The sequence below is a fragment of the Flavobacterium sp. K5-23 genome (genome assembly GCF_023278045.1).
Lineage (GTDB): Bacteria > Bacteroidota > Bacteroidia > Flavobacteriales > Flavobacteriaceae > Flavobacterium.
Genome location: NZ_CP056783.1, coordinates 706,877 through 723,188, shown reverse-complemented (window position 1 = coordinate 723,188; position 16,312 = coordinate 706,877). Strand labels below are relative to the sequence as shown.

The 16,312-nt window shown below is 35.2% G+C and carries 14 protein-coding genes; 8 read left to right on the top strand and 6 right to left on the bottom strand.

Annotated elements, in window-relative coordinates:
- The first annotated feature begins 59 nt into the window (after positions 1-59).
- The gene (locus FLAK523_RS03225) at positions 60-515 is read left to right on the top strand and encodes a DinB family protein (protein ID WP_248906498.1); all 456 of its coding nucleotides are present in this window, start codon (positions 60-62) and stop codon (positions 513-515) included.
- Positions 516-676: 161 nt separating this feature from the next.
- On the opposite strand, the gene FLAK523_RS03220 is transcribed toward FLAK523_RS03225, so the two are convergent.
- Positions 677-1,420, bottom strand: a complete 744-nt coding sequence (locus FLAK523_RS03220; RefSeq protein ID WP_248906496.1) for a DUF3298 and DUF4163 domain-containing protein — start codon at positions 1,418-1,420, stop codon at positions 677-679.
- A 181-nt stretch (positions 1,421-1,601) separates the two neighbouring features.
- Between FLAK523_RS03220 and FLAK523_RS03215 the strand changes: the two genes are divergently transcribed.
- Positions 1,602-2,744 carry a cystathionine gamma-synthase gene (locus tag FLAK523_RS03215; RefSeq protein WP_248906494.1) on the top strand — a complete coding sequence of 381 codons (1,143 nt, stop codon included), beginning with the start codon at positions 1,602-1,604 and terminating at the stop codon, positions 2,742-2,744.
- Positions 2,745-2,855: 111 nt separating this feature from the next.
- Here the strand turns inward: FLAK523_RS03215 and FLAK523_RS03210 are convergent, their stop codons facing one another.
- A complete protein-coding gene (locus tag FLAK523_RS03210) occupies positions 2,856-3,659 on the bottom strand; it encodes a glutamate dehydrogenase (protein ID WP_248906492.1) in 804 nt (267 codons plus the stop codon).
- Positions 3,660-3,934: 275 nt separating this feature from the next.
- Between FLAK523_RS03210 and gdhA the strand changes: the two genes are divergently transcribed.
- The 6 genes from gdhA to FLAK523_RS03180 all read left to right on the top strand — a co-directional run bounded on the left by gdhA (position 3,935) and on the right by FLAK523_RS03180 (position 13,052).
- Entirely contained in the window at positions 3,935-5,278 is a 1,344-nt protein-coding gene (gene gdhA / locus FLAK523_RS03205) for an NADP-specific glutamate dehydrogenase (protein WP_248906489.1), read from the top strand.
- A gap of 123 nt (positions 5,279-5,401) precedes the next feature.
- On the top strand, positions 5,402-7,684 hold the full coding sequence (locus FLAK523_RS03200) for a T9SS type A sorting domain-containing protein (RefSeq protein WP_248906487.1): 2,283 nt from the start codon (positions 5,402-5,404) through the stop codon (positions 7,682-7,684).
- Positions 7,685-7,741: 57 nt separating this feature from the next.
- On the top strand, positions 7,742-8,455 hold the full coding sequence (gene recO / locus FLAK523_RS03195) for a DNA repair protein RecO (RefSeq protein WP_248906486.1): 714 nt from the start codon (positions 7,742-7,744) through the stop codon (positions 8,453-8,455).
- A 116-nt stretch (positions 8,456-8,571) separates the two neighbouring features.
- Positions 8,572-11,973 (top strand): isoleucine--tRNA ligase, encoded by a 3,402-nt coding sequence (ileS, locus tag FLAK523_RS03190; protein ID WP_248906484.1) that lies wholly within the window; start codon positions 8,572-8,574, stop codon positions 11,971-11,973.
- A 7-nt stretch (positions 11,974-11,980) separates the two neighbouring features.
- Complete coding sequence (locus FLAK523_RS03185; RefSeq protein WP_248906481.1) at positions 11,981-12,361, top strand: TraR/DksA C4-type zinc finger protein; 381 nt, start codon at positions 11,981-11,983, stop codon at positions 12,359-12,361.
- A gap of 91 nt (positions 12,362-12,452) precedes the next feature.
- Positions 12,453-13,052: a lipoprotein signal peptidase gene (locus FLAK523_RS03180; RefSeq protein ID WP_248906479.1), complete on the top strand. Its 600-nt coding sequence runs from the start codon at positions 12,453-12,455 to the stop codon at positions 13,050-13,052.
- Between the two features lie 61 nt (positions 13,053-13,113).
- On the opposite strand, the gene FLAK523_RS03175 is transcribed toward FLAK523_RS03180, so the two are convergent.
- The 4 genes from FLAK523_RS03175 to FLAK523_RS03160 form a co-directional block, all read right to left on the bottom strand.
- The gene (locus FLAK523_RS03175; RefSeq protein ID WP_248906477.1) at positions 13,114-13,308 is read right to left on the bottom strand and encodes a hypothetical protein; all 195 of its coding nucleotides are present in this window, start codon (positions 13,306-13,308) and stop codon (positions 13,114-13,116) included.
- 44 nt (positions 13,309-13,352) lie between these two features.
- Positions 13,353-13,916 carry a 5-formyltetrahydrofolate cyclo-ligase gene (locus tag FLAK523_RS03170; protein WP_248906475.1) on the bottom strand — a complete coding sequence of 188 codons (564 nt, stop codon included), beginning with the start codon at positions 13,914-13,916 and terminating at the stop codon, positions 13,353-13,355.
- Positions 13,885-15,147, bottom strand: a complete 1,263-nt coding sequence (locus FLAK523_RS03165; protein WP_248906473.1) for a pyridoxal-dependent decarboxylase — start codon at positions 15,145-15,147, stop codon at positions 13,885-13,887. Before FLAK523_RS03165 ends, FLAK523_RS03170 begins: the two co-directional genes overlap by 32 nt.
- A gap of 66 nt (positions 15,148-15,213) precedes the next feature.
- On the bottom strand, positions 15,214-16,188 hold the full coding sequence (locus tag FLAK523_RS03160; RefSeq protein ID WP_248906471.1) for a succinylglutamate desuccinylase/aspartoacylase family protein: 975 nt from the start codon (positions 16,186-16,188) through the stop codon (positions 15,214-15,216).
- Between the last annotated feature and the right edge of the window lie 124 nt (positions 16,189-16,312).

The following is a 16,312-nucleotide window of genomic DNA, read 5'->3' as shown; positions in this document are numbered from 1 at the left end:
GGTACAAAGAAAATTCATTTGACACTGAAAATGATTATTTTTATCAAAAACTTAGAAAAATGAAGCGAATTTTTGAGATTACAAGAAGCAATAGAGATACTTTAACTCAATTTTTAAATGGTTATTCATTAGAACAACTCAATAAAATTCCTGAAGGATACAGCAATAATTTAATCTGGAACATAGGTCATACCGTGGTAGTTCAGCAAATGCTGGTTTATAAATTATCAGGATTACCTATGATGATCCCTGACGAAATGGTCAGTAAATATAAAAAAGGAAGTAAACCTGAGCAAGATTTCAGTCAGGAAGAAGTAGATGAAATACGCTCATTTCTTCATGAAACGATAAATAAATCTGAAATGGATTTTGAAAATCAGGCATTCAATAATTACATTGAATTCACTGTTATGACTGGTTATACCATTAAAAACGCAACCGATGCTTTACATTTCAACAATTACCACGAAGCAGTACATTTAGGGATAATGATGGGTATCAGGAAATTTATTTAGAAGCTAATCCTGTCATTCGTTACAACCTTCCTTCTCAAAGCTTTTATTTCAAAGGCTTAAAAGGAGCTTCCTTTGGTCGCTCTTTTCTGCCTGAAATAAATAGCTTTTCGAGTGTCAGGGTTTTCACTGCTACCAGGGCTAGGGGAGCAGTTGTATCAAGATTATTTTAAAAGCAAATAAGTATTCACTTCATTATAAGGAAAAAATAACTCTAGGGGTCCATCTGCATAAGATGCGGCTTCGTACGGATTGTAAAGTAAAAGCAGACCTTTGTCTGTATAGAAAATATTTTGTGCAATTTGAAAGGTATCATCTTCAAACTGCATTCCTGTTGCATTGATGTTTTGGTTTTCAGGAATGTTGTATTTTGCTCTGAATTTCTTTTCGGCGAAAGCCTTAAAAGCAAGTGGTTCTTTAAAAATAAGATTGTTCGAAATGGATTTACCTGTATTGGGATCAAAGAGCAAAGATTTCAAACCTTGGTATCCGTGAGCGCCTCCAGTGAATGAGTAATAATTGATTTCGATATTTAAAATCATTTCAGACTGGTATTTTATGGAGCCATTAATTTTGGCCTCCCAACCAAAAGAGTCTTCCGGAAAGTCTTTCTTCATTTTTTCATAGGAATGAATGAATGAGGAAGTCAGTCCGTCATAATCAGTTACGGTATATGGTTTTTCGCCAAAATAAACGATATTTTTCACTACCGAAAATATCGTGTTGTTGATGCTGTCAGCTACAATTTGGATGCCTTTAGCAACGGGAATTTCTAATGTTATTTGAGGACAGTTTTCCTGACATGGCAAACTTGTTTTTTTATCAAATGACTGATTTTCAAAAACTAGTTCTTTCTTGCATCCTGCCATTAAAAAAAGTAAGCATACTAAAAAAATATAATTTTTCATTTCAAAAAAAGTGTTAATTAAACACAAAGGTACCTACTTGTGCCTTGTCAAGACTGAATTAATAAGTAAATTTATAAAACTAAAACAAAACAATAGTTTATGTGAATGAAACATAACGGAATTGCAATGCAACACCGTTGAAAAATGTAAACTCCATATGACTAATTAATCTATGTAATTTATGAAATTCAATACTAAAGCAATACACGGCGGGCAGCATCACGATCCAAGTACTGGAGCAGTTATGCCTCCCGTTTTTCAAACTTCTACTTTTGCCCAAACAAGTCCTGGGAAGCCTATAGGTGATTACGTATATAGCCGTTCAGCAAATCCTACCAGAACAGCATTAGAAAATGCATTGGCAAGTTTAGAGAACGGAGTGAAAGGATTAGCTTTTTCATCAGGATTAGCGGCTACAGACTGTTTGTTGCGCTCTTTTAAAGCAGGTGATGAAATCATTGCAATGGACGATTTGTATGGTGGAACCTATAGAATGTTTACTAAAATATATAAAGATTCAGGGATTAAATTCCATTATGTAGATATGAACGATATGGAGAAATTCCAGTCACTGATAAACGAAAACACGAAGCTGGTTTGGTTAGAAACGCCAACAAACCCTTTGATGAAATTAGCCGATATTGAAGCAATTGCTTTAATCACTATTCCAAAGAAAATTCTTCTTGCTGTAGATAATACTTTTGCAACGCCTTATTTACAAAACCCATTAGATTTAGGGGCAGACGTAGTGATGCATTCAGCAACTAAATACCTAGCAGGACACTCGGATGTTATTGCGGGAGCTTTAATTATAAAGGACAAGGTATTAGCAGAGCAATTGTATTTTCAGCAATTTGCAACTGGAGCAACCCTTGGACCAATGGACAGTTTTCTTGTGTTGAGAGGCATTAAAACACTTCATTTAAGAATGCAAAGGCATTGTGAAAACGGATTGAAAGTGGTGGAATTTCTAAGGAACCATCCAAAAATAAAAACGGTTTATTTTCCAGGATTGTCAGGTCATCCTTTTCATACTATTGCCAAAAAGCAGATGAGAGGTTTTGGAGGAATGGTTTCGTTTAATTTCGTTTCAGGAGAAAAACAAGATTCAATTGAATTTCTTGAAAAATTAAAAATATTTACCTTGGCGGAATCATTGGGAGGTGTGGAATCTTTGGCAAATCACCCGGCTTTGATGACGCACGCCTCTATTCCAGAGGACATAAGAAGAGAAATTGGAATTACGGATGACTTGGTTCGATTGAGCGTAGGAATTGAAGATGCCGATGATTTAATTGAAGACCTAAAACAAGCATTAGCATAATATAAAATTGAAATGCTGGCTTATCCTTTTCACTAGGGTAGTTTGGCTTAAATAATAAAAGCCCCAAATCTACAATGTAGATTTGGGGCTTTTGAGTTTTTATTTTGAGGGCTATTGTAAGTAATAGATATATCCTACATTAAACCATACCAGCCAGTCATTGGCTTTGTTTTCTTTGTAAATAGCAGGATTAGGATTTAAACCTTCCACCCAGTTGGAAAAATAATATTGAAATCTTAAATCAACCATTAAATCACGTAACGGACTTAATTTAAATCGTGTTCCCACACTTGAGACTATAGACCAGGTTGTGCCACTTTCGTTTGTAAAACCGTATGGTTGATTGTCAGTAGGAGTTAAGTATTTTGGGAAAGTAGTCAATGGAGTTCCTAAAGGTCCAAGGGAAGAGCGTGCTTCTGGATTGTAATAACTAAATTGACCTCCAAGGCTTATAAATGGCCCGAAACTACCTATGGTTGCCGTAAAACGTCTAATGCTTAAGGGGAAATATTCCAGTTGCATACCTATATTAGTAACAGCTGTACTTCCTTTCATTGCTCGTAACTGGTCTGCTCCAAGAGAAGTTCTCTCTGGCTTTACCCATTCTCCAAAATGCTCTAATTCGGTTTTATTGTATGAAAGTTCGCTTCTAAGTTTAAAGTGGTCATTAAAATAGGTTTCAGGAGTATAACAGTTACACTCTGCTTCGTAAGAAAAATTTAAATAATGAATTATTCCAATACCATAACCTGTATTTCCAGCATTAGTTTTAAAATGATAACGTTGGCCATAGTCGGATTGAAAGGCTACAGGTCCAGCTATAACTCCTATTTCATGGGAAAAGCCATATTGTGCATTTGAACTTTGTGTAAAGCCAAATAAAACAAATAAAACAAGGATTATAGGTTTGAGCATTTTTGATTATAATTTCAGGTCCCGACAAATATATAAAAAACATCAATCCCGCATTGCAATTAAAATTAAAAATAAGCAGACATATTCTTATTTGCTTAAGAAAACTACAACGTTTGTCTTTATTAAACGGTATCAAAAGCTGAATTATTATTGATTGGGTAATAAAAAGATAATTCTATCAATAAATTGAAATAAAAAACAAAAATATTTTTATAAAATGTATATTTGTACTCACTAACGAAAACGTTTTCTTAAACGTTAATAATCTAATAGTCATGTCACAAAGTATTACTACTTTTATAGAAGCGGTTGCTAAAAGAAACCCAAATGAACCAGAATTCATGCAAGCTGTTGTTGAAGTTGCTGAAACTGTAATTCCATTTATCGAAAAAAATAAAAAATACCAGAACAAAATGCTTTTGGAAAGAATGGTCGAGTCAGATCGAATCATTATGTTTAGAGTAGCTTGGATTGACGATAAAGGAGAAACTCAAGTGAACAGAGGATACCGTATTCAGATGAATTCTGCTATCGGACCTTACAAAGGTGGTCTTCGTTTTCACCCTTCTGTAAACTTAAGCATCTTGAAATTTTTGGCTTTCGAACAAACTTTCAAAAATAGCTTGACTACATTGCCAATGGGTGGTGGAAAAGGTGGAGCAGATTTTGATCCTAAAGGAAAATCAGATAATGAAGTAATGCGTTTTTGTCAAAGCTTCATGACAGAATTGTCTAAACATATTGGCGCTAATACTGACGTTCCTGCTGGAGATATCGGTGTTGGAGGAAGAGAAGTTGGATTTTTATTCGGTCAATACAAAAGATTAAGAAACGAATTTACTGGTGTTTTAACTGGAAAAGGAATTTCTTTTGGAGGTTCGTTAATCAGACCAGAAGCTACAGGATACGGTGCAGTTTATTTTGCACAAAGTATGCTAGCTACTAAAGGAGATAGCTTTACAGGAAAAACAGTTGTTGTTTCAGGTTCTGGAAACGTAGCTCAATATGCTACTGAAAAAGCGACTCAATTAGGTGGTAAAGTTGTTACTCTTTCTGATTCTGCTGGTTATATCTACGATGCAGATGGAATCGATGCTGAGAAATTAGCTCACGTAATGGTTATCAAAAATGAATTAAGAGGAAGAATTAGTGACTACGTTACTAAATACCCTAATGCTAAATATGTTGCCGGAGCACGTCCATGGGAAGTGAAAGGAGATATCGCATTGCCTTGTGCAACTCAAAACGAATTGAATGATGACGAAGCGAAAGCTTTAGTTGCTAACGGTTGTATTTGTGTGGCTGAAGGAGCTAATATGCCAACTACACCAGAAGCAGTTACAGTTTTCCAAGAAGCAAAAATATTATTTGCTCCAGGAAAAGCGTCTAATGCAGGTGGAGTTGCTACTTCAGGTTTAGAAATGTCTCAAAACTCTTTAAGACTAAACTGGACTGCTGAAGAAGTTGATGAAAAATTAAAAGGAATTATGCTTGCTATTCACTCTTCATGTGTTGAGTACGGTGCTGATTCTACAGGTTATGTTGACTATGTAAAAGGTGCTAACATCGCTGGATTTGTAAAAGTAGCTGATGCTATGCTAGCTCAAGGGGTAGTATAAATCTTTTTTAAATATTTTAAGAAGCCTTCTAACCTACTTTTGGTTAGAAGGCTTTTTTTTGATTACAACAAAAAGTGATTTCTTCTGTTTGTGTTATATTTGCCAATACAAAGTTTTCTAATAATGAAAAAACGCTTTTTATCTTTTCTACTGCTGTTATCCTTACAATTTATTTTTGCGCAAAGCAATTTATCTTGGAAGGGTTATTTTTCATATAATGACATTAAGGATGTCTCTGCCTCATCCACTACAATATATGCGGCTTCAGAAAACGCCCTATTTTCTAAAAGCACTGTTTCTGGCCAAATCAAAACGACAAATACAATAGACGGACTTTCCGGCCAGACTATTTCTTCCTTGCATTACAGTCCTCAGTACAATAAGACTGTTGTGGGTTATGAAAACGGATTGATGATTGTTGTGAATGAAGTCGATGGAAGTATGTTGAAAGTGGTTGATATTATCAATAAACAACTTCCGGCAAACCTTAAAAAAATAAATCATTTTATGGAGTTTGAGGGCATTGTTTACGTGTCATGTGATTTTGGAATAGTACAATTCAATTTAGCTACATTGCTTTTTGGAGACACTTATTTTATTGGTGATGGTGGTGCGGAGATAATTGTAAGGCAAACTGCGGTTTATAATGGATTTATTTATGCGGCAACTAACTTCGGAATTAGAAGAGCGGACATAAAAGGAAAAAACCTGAATGATTATCAACAATGGCAACAAATTGCAATAGGGAGTTGGTCGAGTATTGAAACTTTCGACACGGAGTTAATAGCCATAAACTCTTCTGGATATATACATAGGTACGGGTTGAATTCGTTTGTTGGTTTTGTCTCTCTTTCATTGCCGTCTGTAGACATGAGAGCAAAAGAAGAGTATTTGTTTGTAACTACTGCCGCGGATATTTATGTTTATAATAAACAAATGATTTTAGTTCGCCAGATAAGTAAAAACCAACTTCCAGGAAATGTTTCTGCTTTTAGCTGCGCCACTGGAATTGCAAGGACACTTTACATTGGTACCAAAGAAAACGGTATGTTAACCACAACAATAACAGCATCTTCTGCTTTTAAAAATAGTACACCTAGTGGCCCATTAAAAAACAATGTTTTTGCACTTCAAACGACTTCCGATGCGCTTTGGGCGGCGTATGGGGATTATGACATTTCGTATAATCCTTATGATTTAGACAGCTATGGGCTGAGTAAGTATACTGCTTCTGGGTGGTTAAATATTCCATACGAGAAGGTTTTAGGAGCGAAATCATTGAGTCGAATTACGGTGAATCCTAATAAAGAGAATGAGGTATTTGTGAGTTCTTTTTTTTCAGGTTTATTAAAAATTGTAAATGATGTGCCTTCCATTTTATACAATCAAACCAATAGCGGATTAGAATCGTTAAGTTTTGCAGGGCCTTCTTATATCGATATTCGAATAAATGGAACAGCATTTGATCAATCAGGAAATCTGTGGGTGACTAATAGCCGAATAAAAAACGGTTTAAAAGTTTTACGTACCAATGGGCAATGGCAAAGTTACAGTATGAGTACTATTCTTGATGTGAGTGAAGACAATAGTTTTGGTCGAATGGTAATTGATAAATTTGGCACAAAATGGATGACTACGTATAGAGATGGTTTGATAGGATTTAATGAAAGCACTAATAAGTTCAAGAAAATCACCGCTGGTCCTGATTCCGGAAACTTGCCTATAAGAGATGTTAGAGCTGTTGCTGTAGATAATCGGAATCAGCTTTGGATAGGGACGGCAAAAGGATTGAGAATTCTTCCGAATGTTGGTAATTTTCAAACGGAGAGTCAGATGACTACTAATCCCATTATTATTTTGGATGACAACTTAGCCCAAGAATTATTGTATGAGCAGTTTATTACGGATATTGTAGTGGATGGATCTAATAATAAATGGATAGGAACAGCTGATTCAGGATTGTTTTTAGTATCGGCAAACGGGCAAGAAACGAAATATCATTTTACGATAAACAACTCGCCATTACCCAGCAACATTATAAACGACATTGATATCAACAGCCTTACTGGAGAGGTTTTTATAGCAACTGCTAAAGGGTTGATTTCTTTTAAAGGAATCGCAACGAGTGCCAGTGATGATTTGAATGAAGTTTATGTTTATCCTAATCCGGTGCGTCCTGAATATGAGGGAACGGTTAAAATATCTGGCTTGATAAATAAAGCCAATATTAAAATTACGGATATCGAAGGGAATCTAGTTCATGAAACTACTTCAGAAGGAGGTACAATAGAATGGGATACTACAGCCTTTGGTAAATATAAAGTAGCGTCAGGGGTTTATATGATTTTTATATCGGCGCAAGACGGTGTGGAGACCAAAGTGAAAAAAGTAATGATTGTAAGATAGTTTAGAGATGAATAGATTTTTCAATCTTTAAATTTTCTAATTTTTTTAATTATAATAATGCAAGTCAAAACCAAAGCCATAGTCATTTCATCAATAAAATTTCAGGAAAAAGGGCTGATAGTGAAGTGTTTTACCCAATCTCATGGTTTGAAATCTTATTTTGTCAGGGACGCTTTTTCCGGTAGAAAATCAAACCAAAAAATCGCTTATTTTCAGCCACTTTCAATTCTTGAAATTGAGGCGGTGCATAAGAATAAAGGAACATTGGAAAACTTCAAAGAAATTAAATTAAGCGTTCCGTTTCAGTCTATTCATTCTGATATTTACAAGAGTACGATTGTGATGTTCATTTCTGAAATCCTGCATCATTCGATACATGAAGAAGAAAAAAACGAGTCGCTTTTTGATTTTTTAGAAGCAGCCTTGCTTTGGCTCGACAATCATGACGAAATTGCCAATTTCCACTTAATTTTAATGTTGGGAACCACAAAACACCTCGGTTTTTACCCCGATATTTCCGATATGGATATGCCTTTTTTCGAAATGACTGAAGGTGTTTTTACACCGCTTCACGCTATTAATTCCTTAACGGAGCACGAAACGAATTTGTTTAAAAAACTCATAGGATTAAAATTCGATAACGATCAAAAAATATTTCACGTGATTGAAAGGCAAATCGTTTTAAAAATTCTAATTGATTACTACAGCCTTCACTTGGACGGTTTTAGAAAACCAAAATCCCTTGACGTTTTAAAGGAAGTTTTTTCTTAATCGAAAAAGAGGTTTCGGTTTTATGACTATAAACAAAATTCGTGTCAATTCGTGAATTTCGTGTTTAATTATTGAAAATTCCTTACTTTCGCACTTCGATTAAAGAAAAGGATAAAATGAGCACAAAATTTACTGAATACAAAGGACTTGACTTACCAACTGTAGCATCAGAAGTACTGGATTTTTGGAAGAAAGAAAACATATTTGAGAAAAGTGTAACCACTCGTGAAGGGAACCAGCCATTCGTATTTTTCGAAGGACCTCCTTCGGCAAATGGTTTGCCAGGAATTCACCACGTAATGGCGCGTGCTATTAAAGATATTTTTTGTAGATATAAAACACAAAAAGGATTCCAAGTGAAGCGTAAAGCAGGCTGGGATACGCACGGTTTACCTGTTGAATTAGGTACCGAGAAAGAATTAGGAATTACCAAAGAAGATATTGGAAAGAAAATTTCCATTGAAGAATATAACGAAGCCTGTAAAAAAACGGTTATGCGTTACACGGATGTGTGGAACGATTTAACTGAAAAAATGGGGTATTGGGTTGATATGGAAGATCCATATGTGACTTATAAATCCAAATACATGGAAACGGTTTGGTGGATTTTGAAGCAAATCTATAATAAGGATTTGATGTACAAAGGATACACCATTCAACCTTATTCGCCAAAAGCGGGTACTGGATTAAGTTCGCATGAGGTGAACCAACCCGGAAGTTACCGTGATGTAACGGATACTACTGTTGTGGCACAATTCAAAGCTATTAACAATACATTGCCAGAAGTTTTACAAAACTTTGGGGATGTGCATATATTGGCTTGGACGACAACACCTTGGACTTTGCCTTCAAATACAGCTTTAACTGTAGGCCCTAAAATCGATTACGTTTTAGTAAAAACCTTCAATCAATATACTTTTTTGCCTACAAATGTTCTTTTAGCTAAAAACTTAGTTGGGAAACAATTTGGAAAAGGATTTTTTGAAAGTACTGAAGTTTCAGATTTTGAAAACTTTGCTGCTGGAGATAAAAAGATTCCATTTCAAATCCTCGCTGAGGTAAAAGGGAATGGTTTAGTAGGTATTCGATACGAGCAATTATTGCCATTCGCTCTACCATACCAAAATCCTGAAAATGCTTTTAGAGTAATTACAGGTGATTTTGTAACTACTGAAGACGGAACGGGAATTGTACATACTGCACCAACATTTGGTGCTGATGATGCAAAAGTGGCTAAAGAAGCCATTCCTGAAGTTCCACCATTATTAGTATTAGATGAAAACGAAATTCCGGTTCCTTTAGTGGATTTACAAGGTAGATTCACGTCTCATATGGGTGAATATGCTGGAAAATATGTTAAGAACGAATATTATAACGATGGTGAAGCACCGGAACGTTCTATTGACGTGGAGCTTGCCATTCGATTAAAAGAAGAAAATAAAGCATTCAAAGTAGAGAAATACGTACACAGTTATCCACATTGCTGGAGAACCGATAAGCCTATTTTATACTATCCTTTAGATTCATGGTTTATAAAAATCACAGAAGTTAGAGACAGAATGTTCGACTTGAACGAAACGATCAACTGGAAACCAAAAGCTACTGGAGAAGGACGTTTTGGGAATTGGTTGAAAAACGCAAACGATTGGAATCTTTCCCGTTCAAGATATTGGGGAATCCCTTTACCTATCTGGAGAACCGAGGACAAACAAGAAGAGATCTTAATAGGTTCCGTTGAAGAATTATATAACGAAATAGAAAAATCTATAGCTGCAGGTTTCCAAAAAGAAAATCCTTTTAAAGGGTTTGAAATAGGGAATATGGCGGAGTCGAATTATGATTTAATCGATTTGCATAAAAATGTAGTTGACGAAATCACTTTGCTTTCTCCATCTGGGAAACCTATGAAAAGAGAGGCTGATTTAATTGATGTTTGGTTTGATTCAGGGTCTATGCCTTATGCGCAATGGCATTATCCTTTTGAAAACAAAGACAAAATTGACAATAATAAAGATTTTCCAGCTGATTTTATAGCTGAGGGAGTGGATCAAACACGTGGATGGTTTTATACACTTCACGCTATAGGAACTTTAGTTTTTGATAAAGTAGCTTATAAAAATGTTGTTTCGAATGGTTTAGTTCTAGATAAAAACGGACAAAAAATGTCCAAACGTTTAGGGAATGCTGCAGATCCATTTGAAACATTGTTAGAATATGGTCCAGATGCCACACGCTGGTATATGATTTCGAATGCAAATCCTTGGGACAATTTGAAATTTGACCTGGAAGGAATTGCTGAGGTTCGCAGGAAATTCTTTGGTACTTTATACAATACGTATTCGTTTTTTAGCTTGTATGCCAATATCGACGGATTCAAATATGAAGAGGCTGAGATCCCATTAAATGAAAGACCTGAAATCGATCAGTGGATTATTTCGGAACTGAATACCTTAATAAAAGACGTAGATAGTTATTATGCGGATTACGAACCAACGAAAGCGGCCCGTGCAATCTCTGATTTTGTACAGGAAAACTTGAGCAACTGGTACGTACGTTTGTGTCGTCGTCGCTTCTGGAGAGGGGATTATGGGCAGGATAAAATCGCGGCTTATCAAACATTATATACCTGTTTGCTGACTATTAGCAAGCTAAGTGCTCCTATTGCCCCTTTCTTTATGGATAAACTTTACAGAGACTTAACGCAGGCAACACAATCAGAAAAGTACGAAAGTGTACATTTGGCAGAGTTCCCAAAACAAGTTGAAAACTTTGTTAATAAATCGTTAGAGAGTAGAATGCAGAAAGCGCAAACCATCTCATCGTTGGTTTTATCACTCCGTAAAAAGGAAATGATTAAAGTACGCCAACCCCTGCAAAAGGTAATGATACCGGTACTTGACGAGAGTCAAAGGCTTGAAATTGAGGCCGTTTCCGACCTTATAAAAGCGGAGGTAAACGTCAAGGAAATTCAACTTTTGGATGATGCATCTGGGATATTAGTGAAGCAAATCAAGCCTAATTTTAAAACATTAGGACCTCGTTTTGGTAAAGATATGGGGCTGATTTCCAAGGAAATACAAGGTTTTTCGGCTGATCAAATCAATCAATTGGACAAGGAAGGGAGCTTAGAGCTTGTAATTGCAGGAAATAGCTTAACTTTAACATTGGAAGATGTTGAGATTACCTCACAAGATATTGAAGGGTGGTTAGTGGCAAATTCTAATGGAATAACAGTTGCCCTTGATGTTGTCATATCACCAGAATTAAGAAAAGAAGGGGTAGCGAGAGAGTTGGTAAACAGAATTCAGAATATTAGAAAAGAATCTGGATTTGAAGTGACTGATAAAATTAAAGTGCATTTGCAAAAAAATGACATTTTAGAGGAAGCGGTAAAAGCCAATGAAGCATACATTAAATCCGAAACACTAACTGAAGAGTTGGTTTTTGAAGACAATATAATTGATGGTGCTGAAATTGAGTTTGACGAAGTAAAAACAAAAATAATAATTACTAAATAACTAGGATATGGTAGATGAAGCACAAAGATACTCTGACGCCGATTTAGCAGAGTTCAAAGAGATAATTTTGAATAAAATACATAAAGCTCAATCTGATTTAGATTTAATAAAAAGCGCCTATTTAAATGACATGAATAATGGTACCGATGATACATCGCCTACATTCAAAGCATTCGAAGAAGGAAGCGAAAGTATGTCTAAAGAAGCAAATTCACAGCTAGCGATCCGTCAGGAGAAATTCATTCGTGATTTGAAAAATGCGCTTTTCCGTGTAGAGAATAAAACTTATGGCGTTTGTAAAGTCACAGGTAAGTTAATAGCTAAGGAAAGACTTAGAATTGTACCTCATGCAACTATGAGTATCGAAGCTAAAAACCTGCAACGTTAATTAACTGCAATTATATAATATTTAACGCTCCTAATGGAGCGTTTTTTTTGATAAAATAATTACTTTTACGCCACTTAAAAAAAAATACAAAATGTCATTACGAAAAGCGTATCTATTGATCTTCCTGATTTTAATCGTTGATCAAGCTTCAAAAATATTTATTAAAACTAATTTTATTTTAGGCGAAGAAGTAGAAGTTTTTAAATGGTTTAAAATACTTTTTATTGAAAACGAAGGGATGGCTTGGGGAACTGAAATACCTGGGACATACGGTAAATTGTTTTTAACCTTATTTAGACTGGTTGCCGTTACTGGAATTGGATATTGGTTGTGGGATTCTGTGGAGAGAAAACACAGTTCTAACTATTTAGTTGTTGCCATTTCTTTAATTCTGGCGGGAGCTTTCGGGAATATAATAGACTCTGTCTTTTACGGTGTGATATTCGATGATAGTCACTCACAATTAGCTACTTTATTTGCCGAGGAGCCTTATGGAAAATATTTTCACGGTAAGGTAGTTGATATGTTTTATTTTCCGTTTTGGCACGGAATCTTACCTTCTTGGTTGCCTGTTTGGGGAGGAAGGGATTTTACTTTTTTCAACGCTATTTTCAACGTTGCCGATATGGCAATTTCTACGGGTGTGGGAATCTTAATTGTTTTCAATAAAAAAGCATTTCATAAACAGTAAATTTTCTCTATTTAGATTATTAAAAAAGGACCTATTTGATATTTCAAATAGGTCCTTTTTTTTATTTGTTATGCCCCGGAGCATAACGTTTAGCGCTTTTTCCACCATATATTTTTTTAGCCTGTCCAGGAGGAAGTTTTTTGGCTTTATATGTTGATCTGCTGGTTCTAGTGTGAATACTGCAGTTTGATATTGAAAATGCAAATAGCATTGCCATAACGGTTAAAGCAAATCTTGAATTTTTAAATGTTCTCATAACTTATATTAGATTTTATCTGATGCGAAAGTACGTATTCAAAATTAAAAAGATTGAATAGAATTTGGCGTCACGCAATAATCTAGTTTTATATCACTTTCAAAAATATCTTCAATTAATTCCTCAGCTTCAAAGAAAGAAAGACCTATTTTAATAGTTTCGGGTTTACATTCGTTTAAAAATTTATCATAAAACCCCTTGCCATAACCCACCCGATGTCCGGTTGTGTCAAATGCCAAAAGTGGAATGAAAACGACTTCTATTTTTTTGCAAGGCACTTCTAATCCGTCAACAGGTTCAGGGATATTGTATTCGTTTTTCTTTATTTTTGTATTGTCCGTTAATAGAAAATGAGTCATTTCTCTCGTTTCAAAATCACTTTTGGAGATGATAATCTCCTTGTCCTTACCTGAAAGTAAATGCAAAACATATTCAGTGTTTACTTCCTTATGTTCTGTAATAGGCAAAAAAATATGGAAATAAGTTTTCTCCCAAATAGGAAGTGAAATCAGTTTGTTTGCGATTTCTAAACTCTTGTTTTCTATTTCAGTTTCTGAAAGTTGGCTTCTTAATGATTTATACTTCGATCGTAATTCTTTTTTTATCATGTAGGGTAACTTTTAAATCGGTTATAAAAGTACTCAAATGATCTACTTCAACGTGATCCATAATCACAATTTTATACCATTGATTCCCATTGTCGTGTTTTTGAGGGACTAAATCATATTTTTCTTCCAGTTCTTTTGTGATGTATTGAGCTGGGATGGTTACAATATTCATAAAAGGTTCTCTGAAAAAGGATATGTTCAATTGTTTCAATTGTTCGCACAACCATTCCGTCCTCATTTGTAAAACACGTATTTTTTCACACCATCCAAAAGGGCCGTAAGTAAATAAGATCATCCAAACCGCTATGGCATTTGCCCCTGAGCGACTTCCGCAAAGCGTCAAGTCCATGCCTTCCACATATTCGGCTTCCTTGGTCAGGACATTTTCAATCAGTCCTTTTCTGCATATGAAAATCCCGGTACCATATGGCGCCTGAAGCATTTTATGGGCATCAATGGTTATAGAACTGATTTTAGGGTTTTCAAAATTGATGTCACAATTTTTGTTGCTAAATGGATAAACGAATCCGCCATAGGCACCATCAATATGCAATTTGTATTTTAAATTGTGTTTTTCCAGAACTTGAATATAATCATCTGGATTGTCAACGGCACCAAACATGGTAGTTCCCATATTTGAAACAACGATAAAATATTTTTCCCCTCGTTCTTTGGCGTTTATAATGATATTTTCAAGAGCAAATATATCAATTACACGGGTTTCGAAATCTATAGGGATTTTAAGCCAATCGAGCATTAGTAGATTAGCCGCTTTCGGTATGGAATAATGGGTGTCTTCGGAGGCAATAATGGCTATTTCAGAAGGCCTAGCATTTTGTTTATAAATAAAGTAATTGCGATACATCCAAATAGCTTGAATATTAGCTTCGGTTCCTCCAGGGGCGATATATCCATCAAAGGAATCAGGTTCTGCTTTGAAAATATCAACTGCAAGGACATTCAAAACCTCGCGTTCCATTTCTTGGGTTCCCTTGAATGCTTTTTCCGAAGTGCCTAAGGTATGGCAACCAATGTGATTGGGATTAGCTACATAGGTTTGTAGAGTTGGTGCGTCTTTCAAAAAAGGGGCGTCACTATTAAATACTTTTCCGTCTAATTTGGATGCGGGATATCCTAGGGAAGTGTCCTTTGCAAAATTTACATTTTCATCTAACGCTTTTTGAATGCGTTCTTGTCTTTCAGTTTGAGATAGTTTTTTCCAGAATTGCATGCTCAGTAATTTTTTATTCAAAATTATTGAGATAAAACGATAAAAAACATGATAAATGTTAGCTTATTATTCTTCTAATTTATTCGAAATATGGTAAATAGCGTCTCCTTGATAAACAATGGGAGCTTCATTAACGTTGATAATATACCCCGAATTTGGTGATTTTACCTTGTGCTCAATTTTACCGTAAGGATCAGAAATCGTCGCTAATAATTGTCCTTTTTCAATGTAACTTCCTACCTTAGTGATACTGTGAAACATTCCGGAATATTTGGCTCTAATCCAGCTCGATTTTTTAATATAGATGGTTTCATCATCAGGAATTATAATTTTTTGAAGATCACTTAACATTCCAAGGTGACTTAATACTCTCTTGCTGCCTTCTACCCCTTGTCTTGTTACTTCTTCATTCAAATCAATGGACTTCCCCCCTTCGAATAAAAGCATTTTCACCCCAATTTTTTCGCAGGCATTTCTATAAGAACCAGCAATGTTTTTTGAATACAATGCAAAAGGGGCGTGAAAAACATCAGCCAAGGATTTCAATTCCGAGTTGTTAGGAGCAATTCTAACTTGTGATACATTGAATCTACTGGCACCTCCTGCGTGAAAATCAATTGCATAATCGACATGAGGCAATACTTCATTCAATAAATGATAGGCAAACCTGCTGGCTAGGGAACCTGATTTGTTTCCAGGGAATATTCTGTTTAAATCACGACCGTCAGGAAATTCTCGTTTTTGATTGATAAAACCAAAAACATTTATAACCGGTATACATATTATTGTTCCGGTTTTTGGTTTGTTTATTTTTTGGGTAATGAGCTGACGAACAATTTCAACCCCATTAATTTCATCACCATGCAATCCCGCCGAAAGTAAAACGGTAGGACCGTCAAGTTTAGAACGCTCAACAATAATGGGGATTTTAAGAGGGGTCATCGTATGGAGTTTTGCAATTTCCATATTAATGGTTTTGCTTTCTCCGGGTAAAATAGTTTCTCCTAAAATGGTAATAATTTTTTGTTCGGGACTGTTCATAGTAAGTAAAAACGATAAAATTATACAATTATAGGATAGGAATTATAAGTTATGAGTAGTTTTCCTAAATTAGAATTTCTTATTTGTAATTTTGAGGAACGAAAAAAAATCAAAAAGCAGCATT

Excerpts from the sequence above, each read along its gene's own strand:
- FLAK523_RS03200 (WP_248906487.1), top strand. The coding sequence starts at position 5,402 with ATGAAAAAACGCTTTTTATCTTTTCTACTGCTGTTATCCTTACAATTT.
- FLAK523_RS03175 (WP_248906477.1), bottom strand. The coding sequence starts at position 13,308 with ATGAGAACATTTAAAAATTCAAGATTTGCTTTAACCGTTATGGCAATG.
- gdhA (WP_248906489.1), top strand. The coding sequence starts at position 3,935 with ATGTCACAAAGTATTACTACTTTTATAGAAGCGGTTGCTAAAAGAAAC.
- FLAK523_RS03225 (WP_248906498.1), top strand. The coding sequence starts at position 60 with ATGAAGCGAATTTTTGAGATTACAAGAAGCAATAGAGATACTTTAACT.
- FLAK523_RS03220 (WP_248906496.1), bottom strand. The coding sequence starts at position 1,420 with ATGAAAAATTATATTTTTTTAGTATGCTTACTTTTTTTAATGGCAGGA.
- FLAK523_RS03180 (WP_248906479.1), top strand. The coding sequence starts at position 12,453 with ATGTCATTACGAAAAGCGTATCTATTGATCTTCCTGATTTTAATCGTT.
- FLAK523_RS03210 (WP_248906492.1), bottom strand. The coding sequence starts at position 3,659 with ATGCTCAAACCTATAATCCTTGTTTTATTTGTTTTATTTGGCTTTACA.
- FLAK523_RS03215 (WP_248906494.1), top strand. The coding sequence starts at position 1,602 with ATGAAATTCAATACTAAAGCAATACACGGCGGGCAGCATCACGATCCA.
- FLAK523_RS03165 (WP_248906473.1), bottom strand. The coding sequence starts at position 15,147 with ATGCAATTCTGGAAAAAACTATCTCAAACTGAAAGACAAGAACGCATT.
- ileS (WP_248906484.1), top strand. The coding sequence starts at position 8,572 with ATGAGCACAAAATTTACTGAATACAAAGGACTTGACTTACCAACTGTA.
- FLAK523_RS03185 (WP_248906481.1), top strand. The coding sequence starts at position 11,981 with ATGGTAGATGAAGCACAAAGATACTCTGACGCCGATTTAGCAGAGTTC.
- FLAK523_RS03160 (WP_248906471.1), bottom strand. The coding sequence starts at position 16,188 with ATGAACAGTCCCGAACAAAAAATTATTACCATTTTAGGAGAAACTATT.
- FLAK523_RS03170 (WP_248906475.1), bottom strand. The coding sequence starts at position 13,916 with ATGATAAAAAAAGAATTACGATCGAAGTATAAATCATTAAGAAGCCAA.
- recO (WP_248906486.1), top strand. The coding sequence starts at position 7,742 with ATGCAAGTCAAAACCAAAGCCATAGTCATTTCATCAATAAAATTTCAG.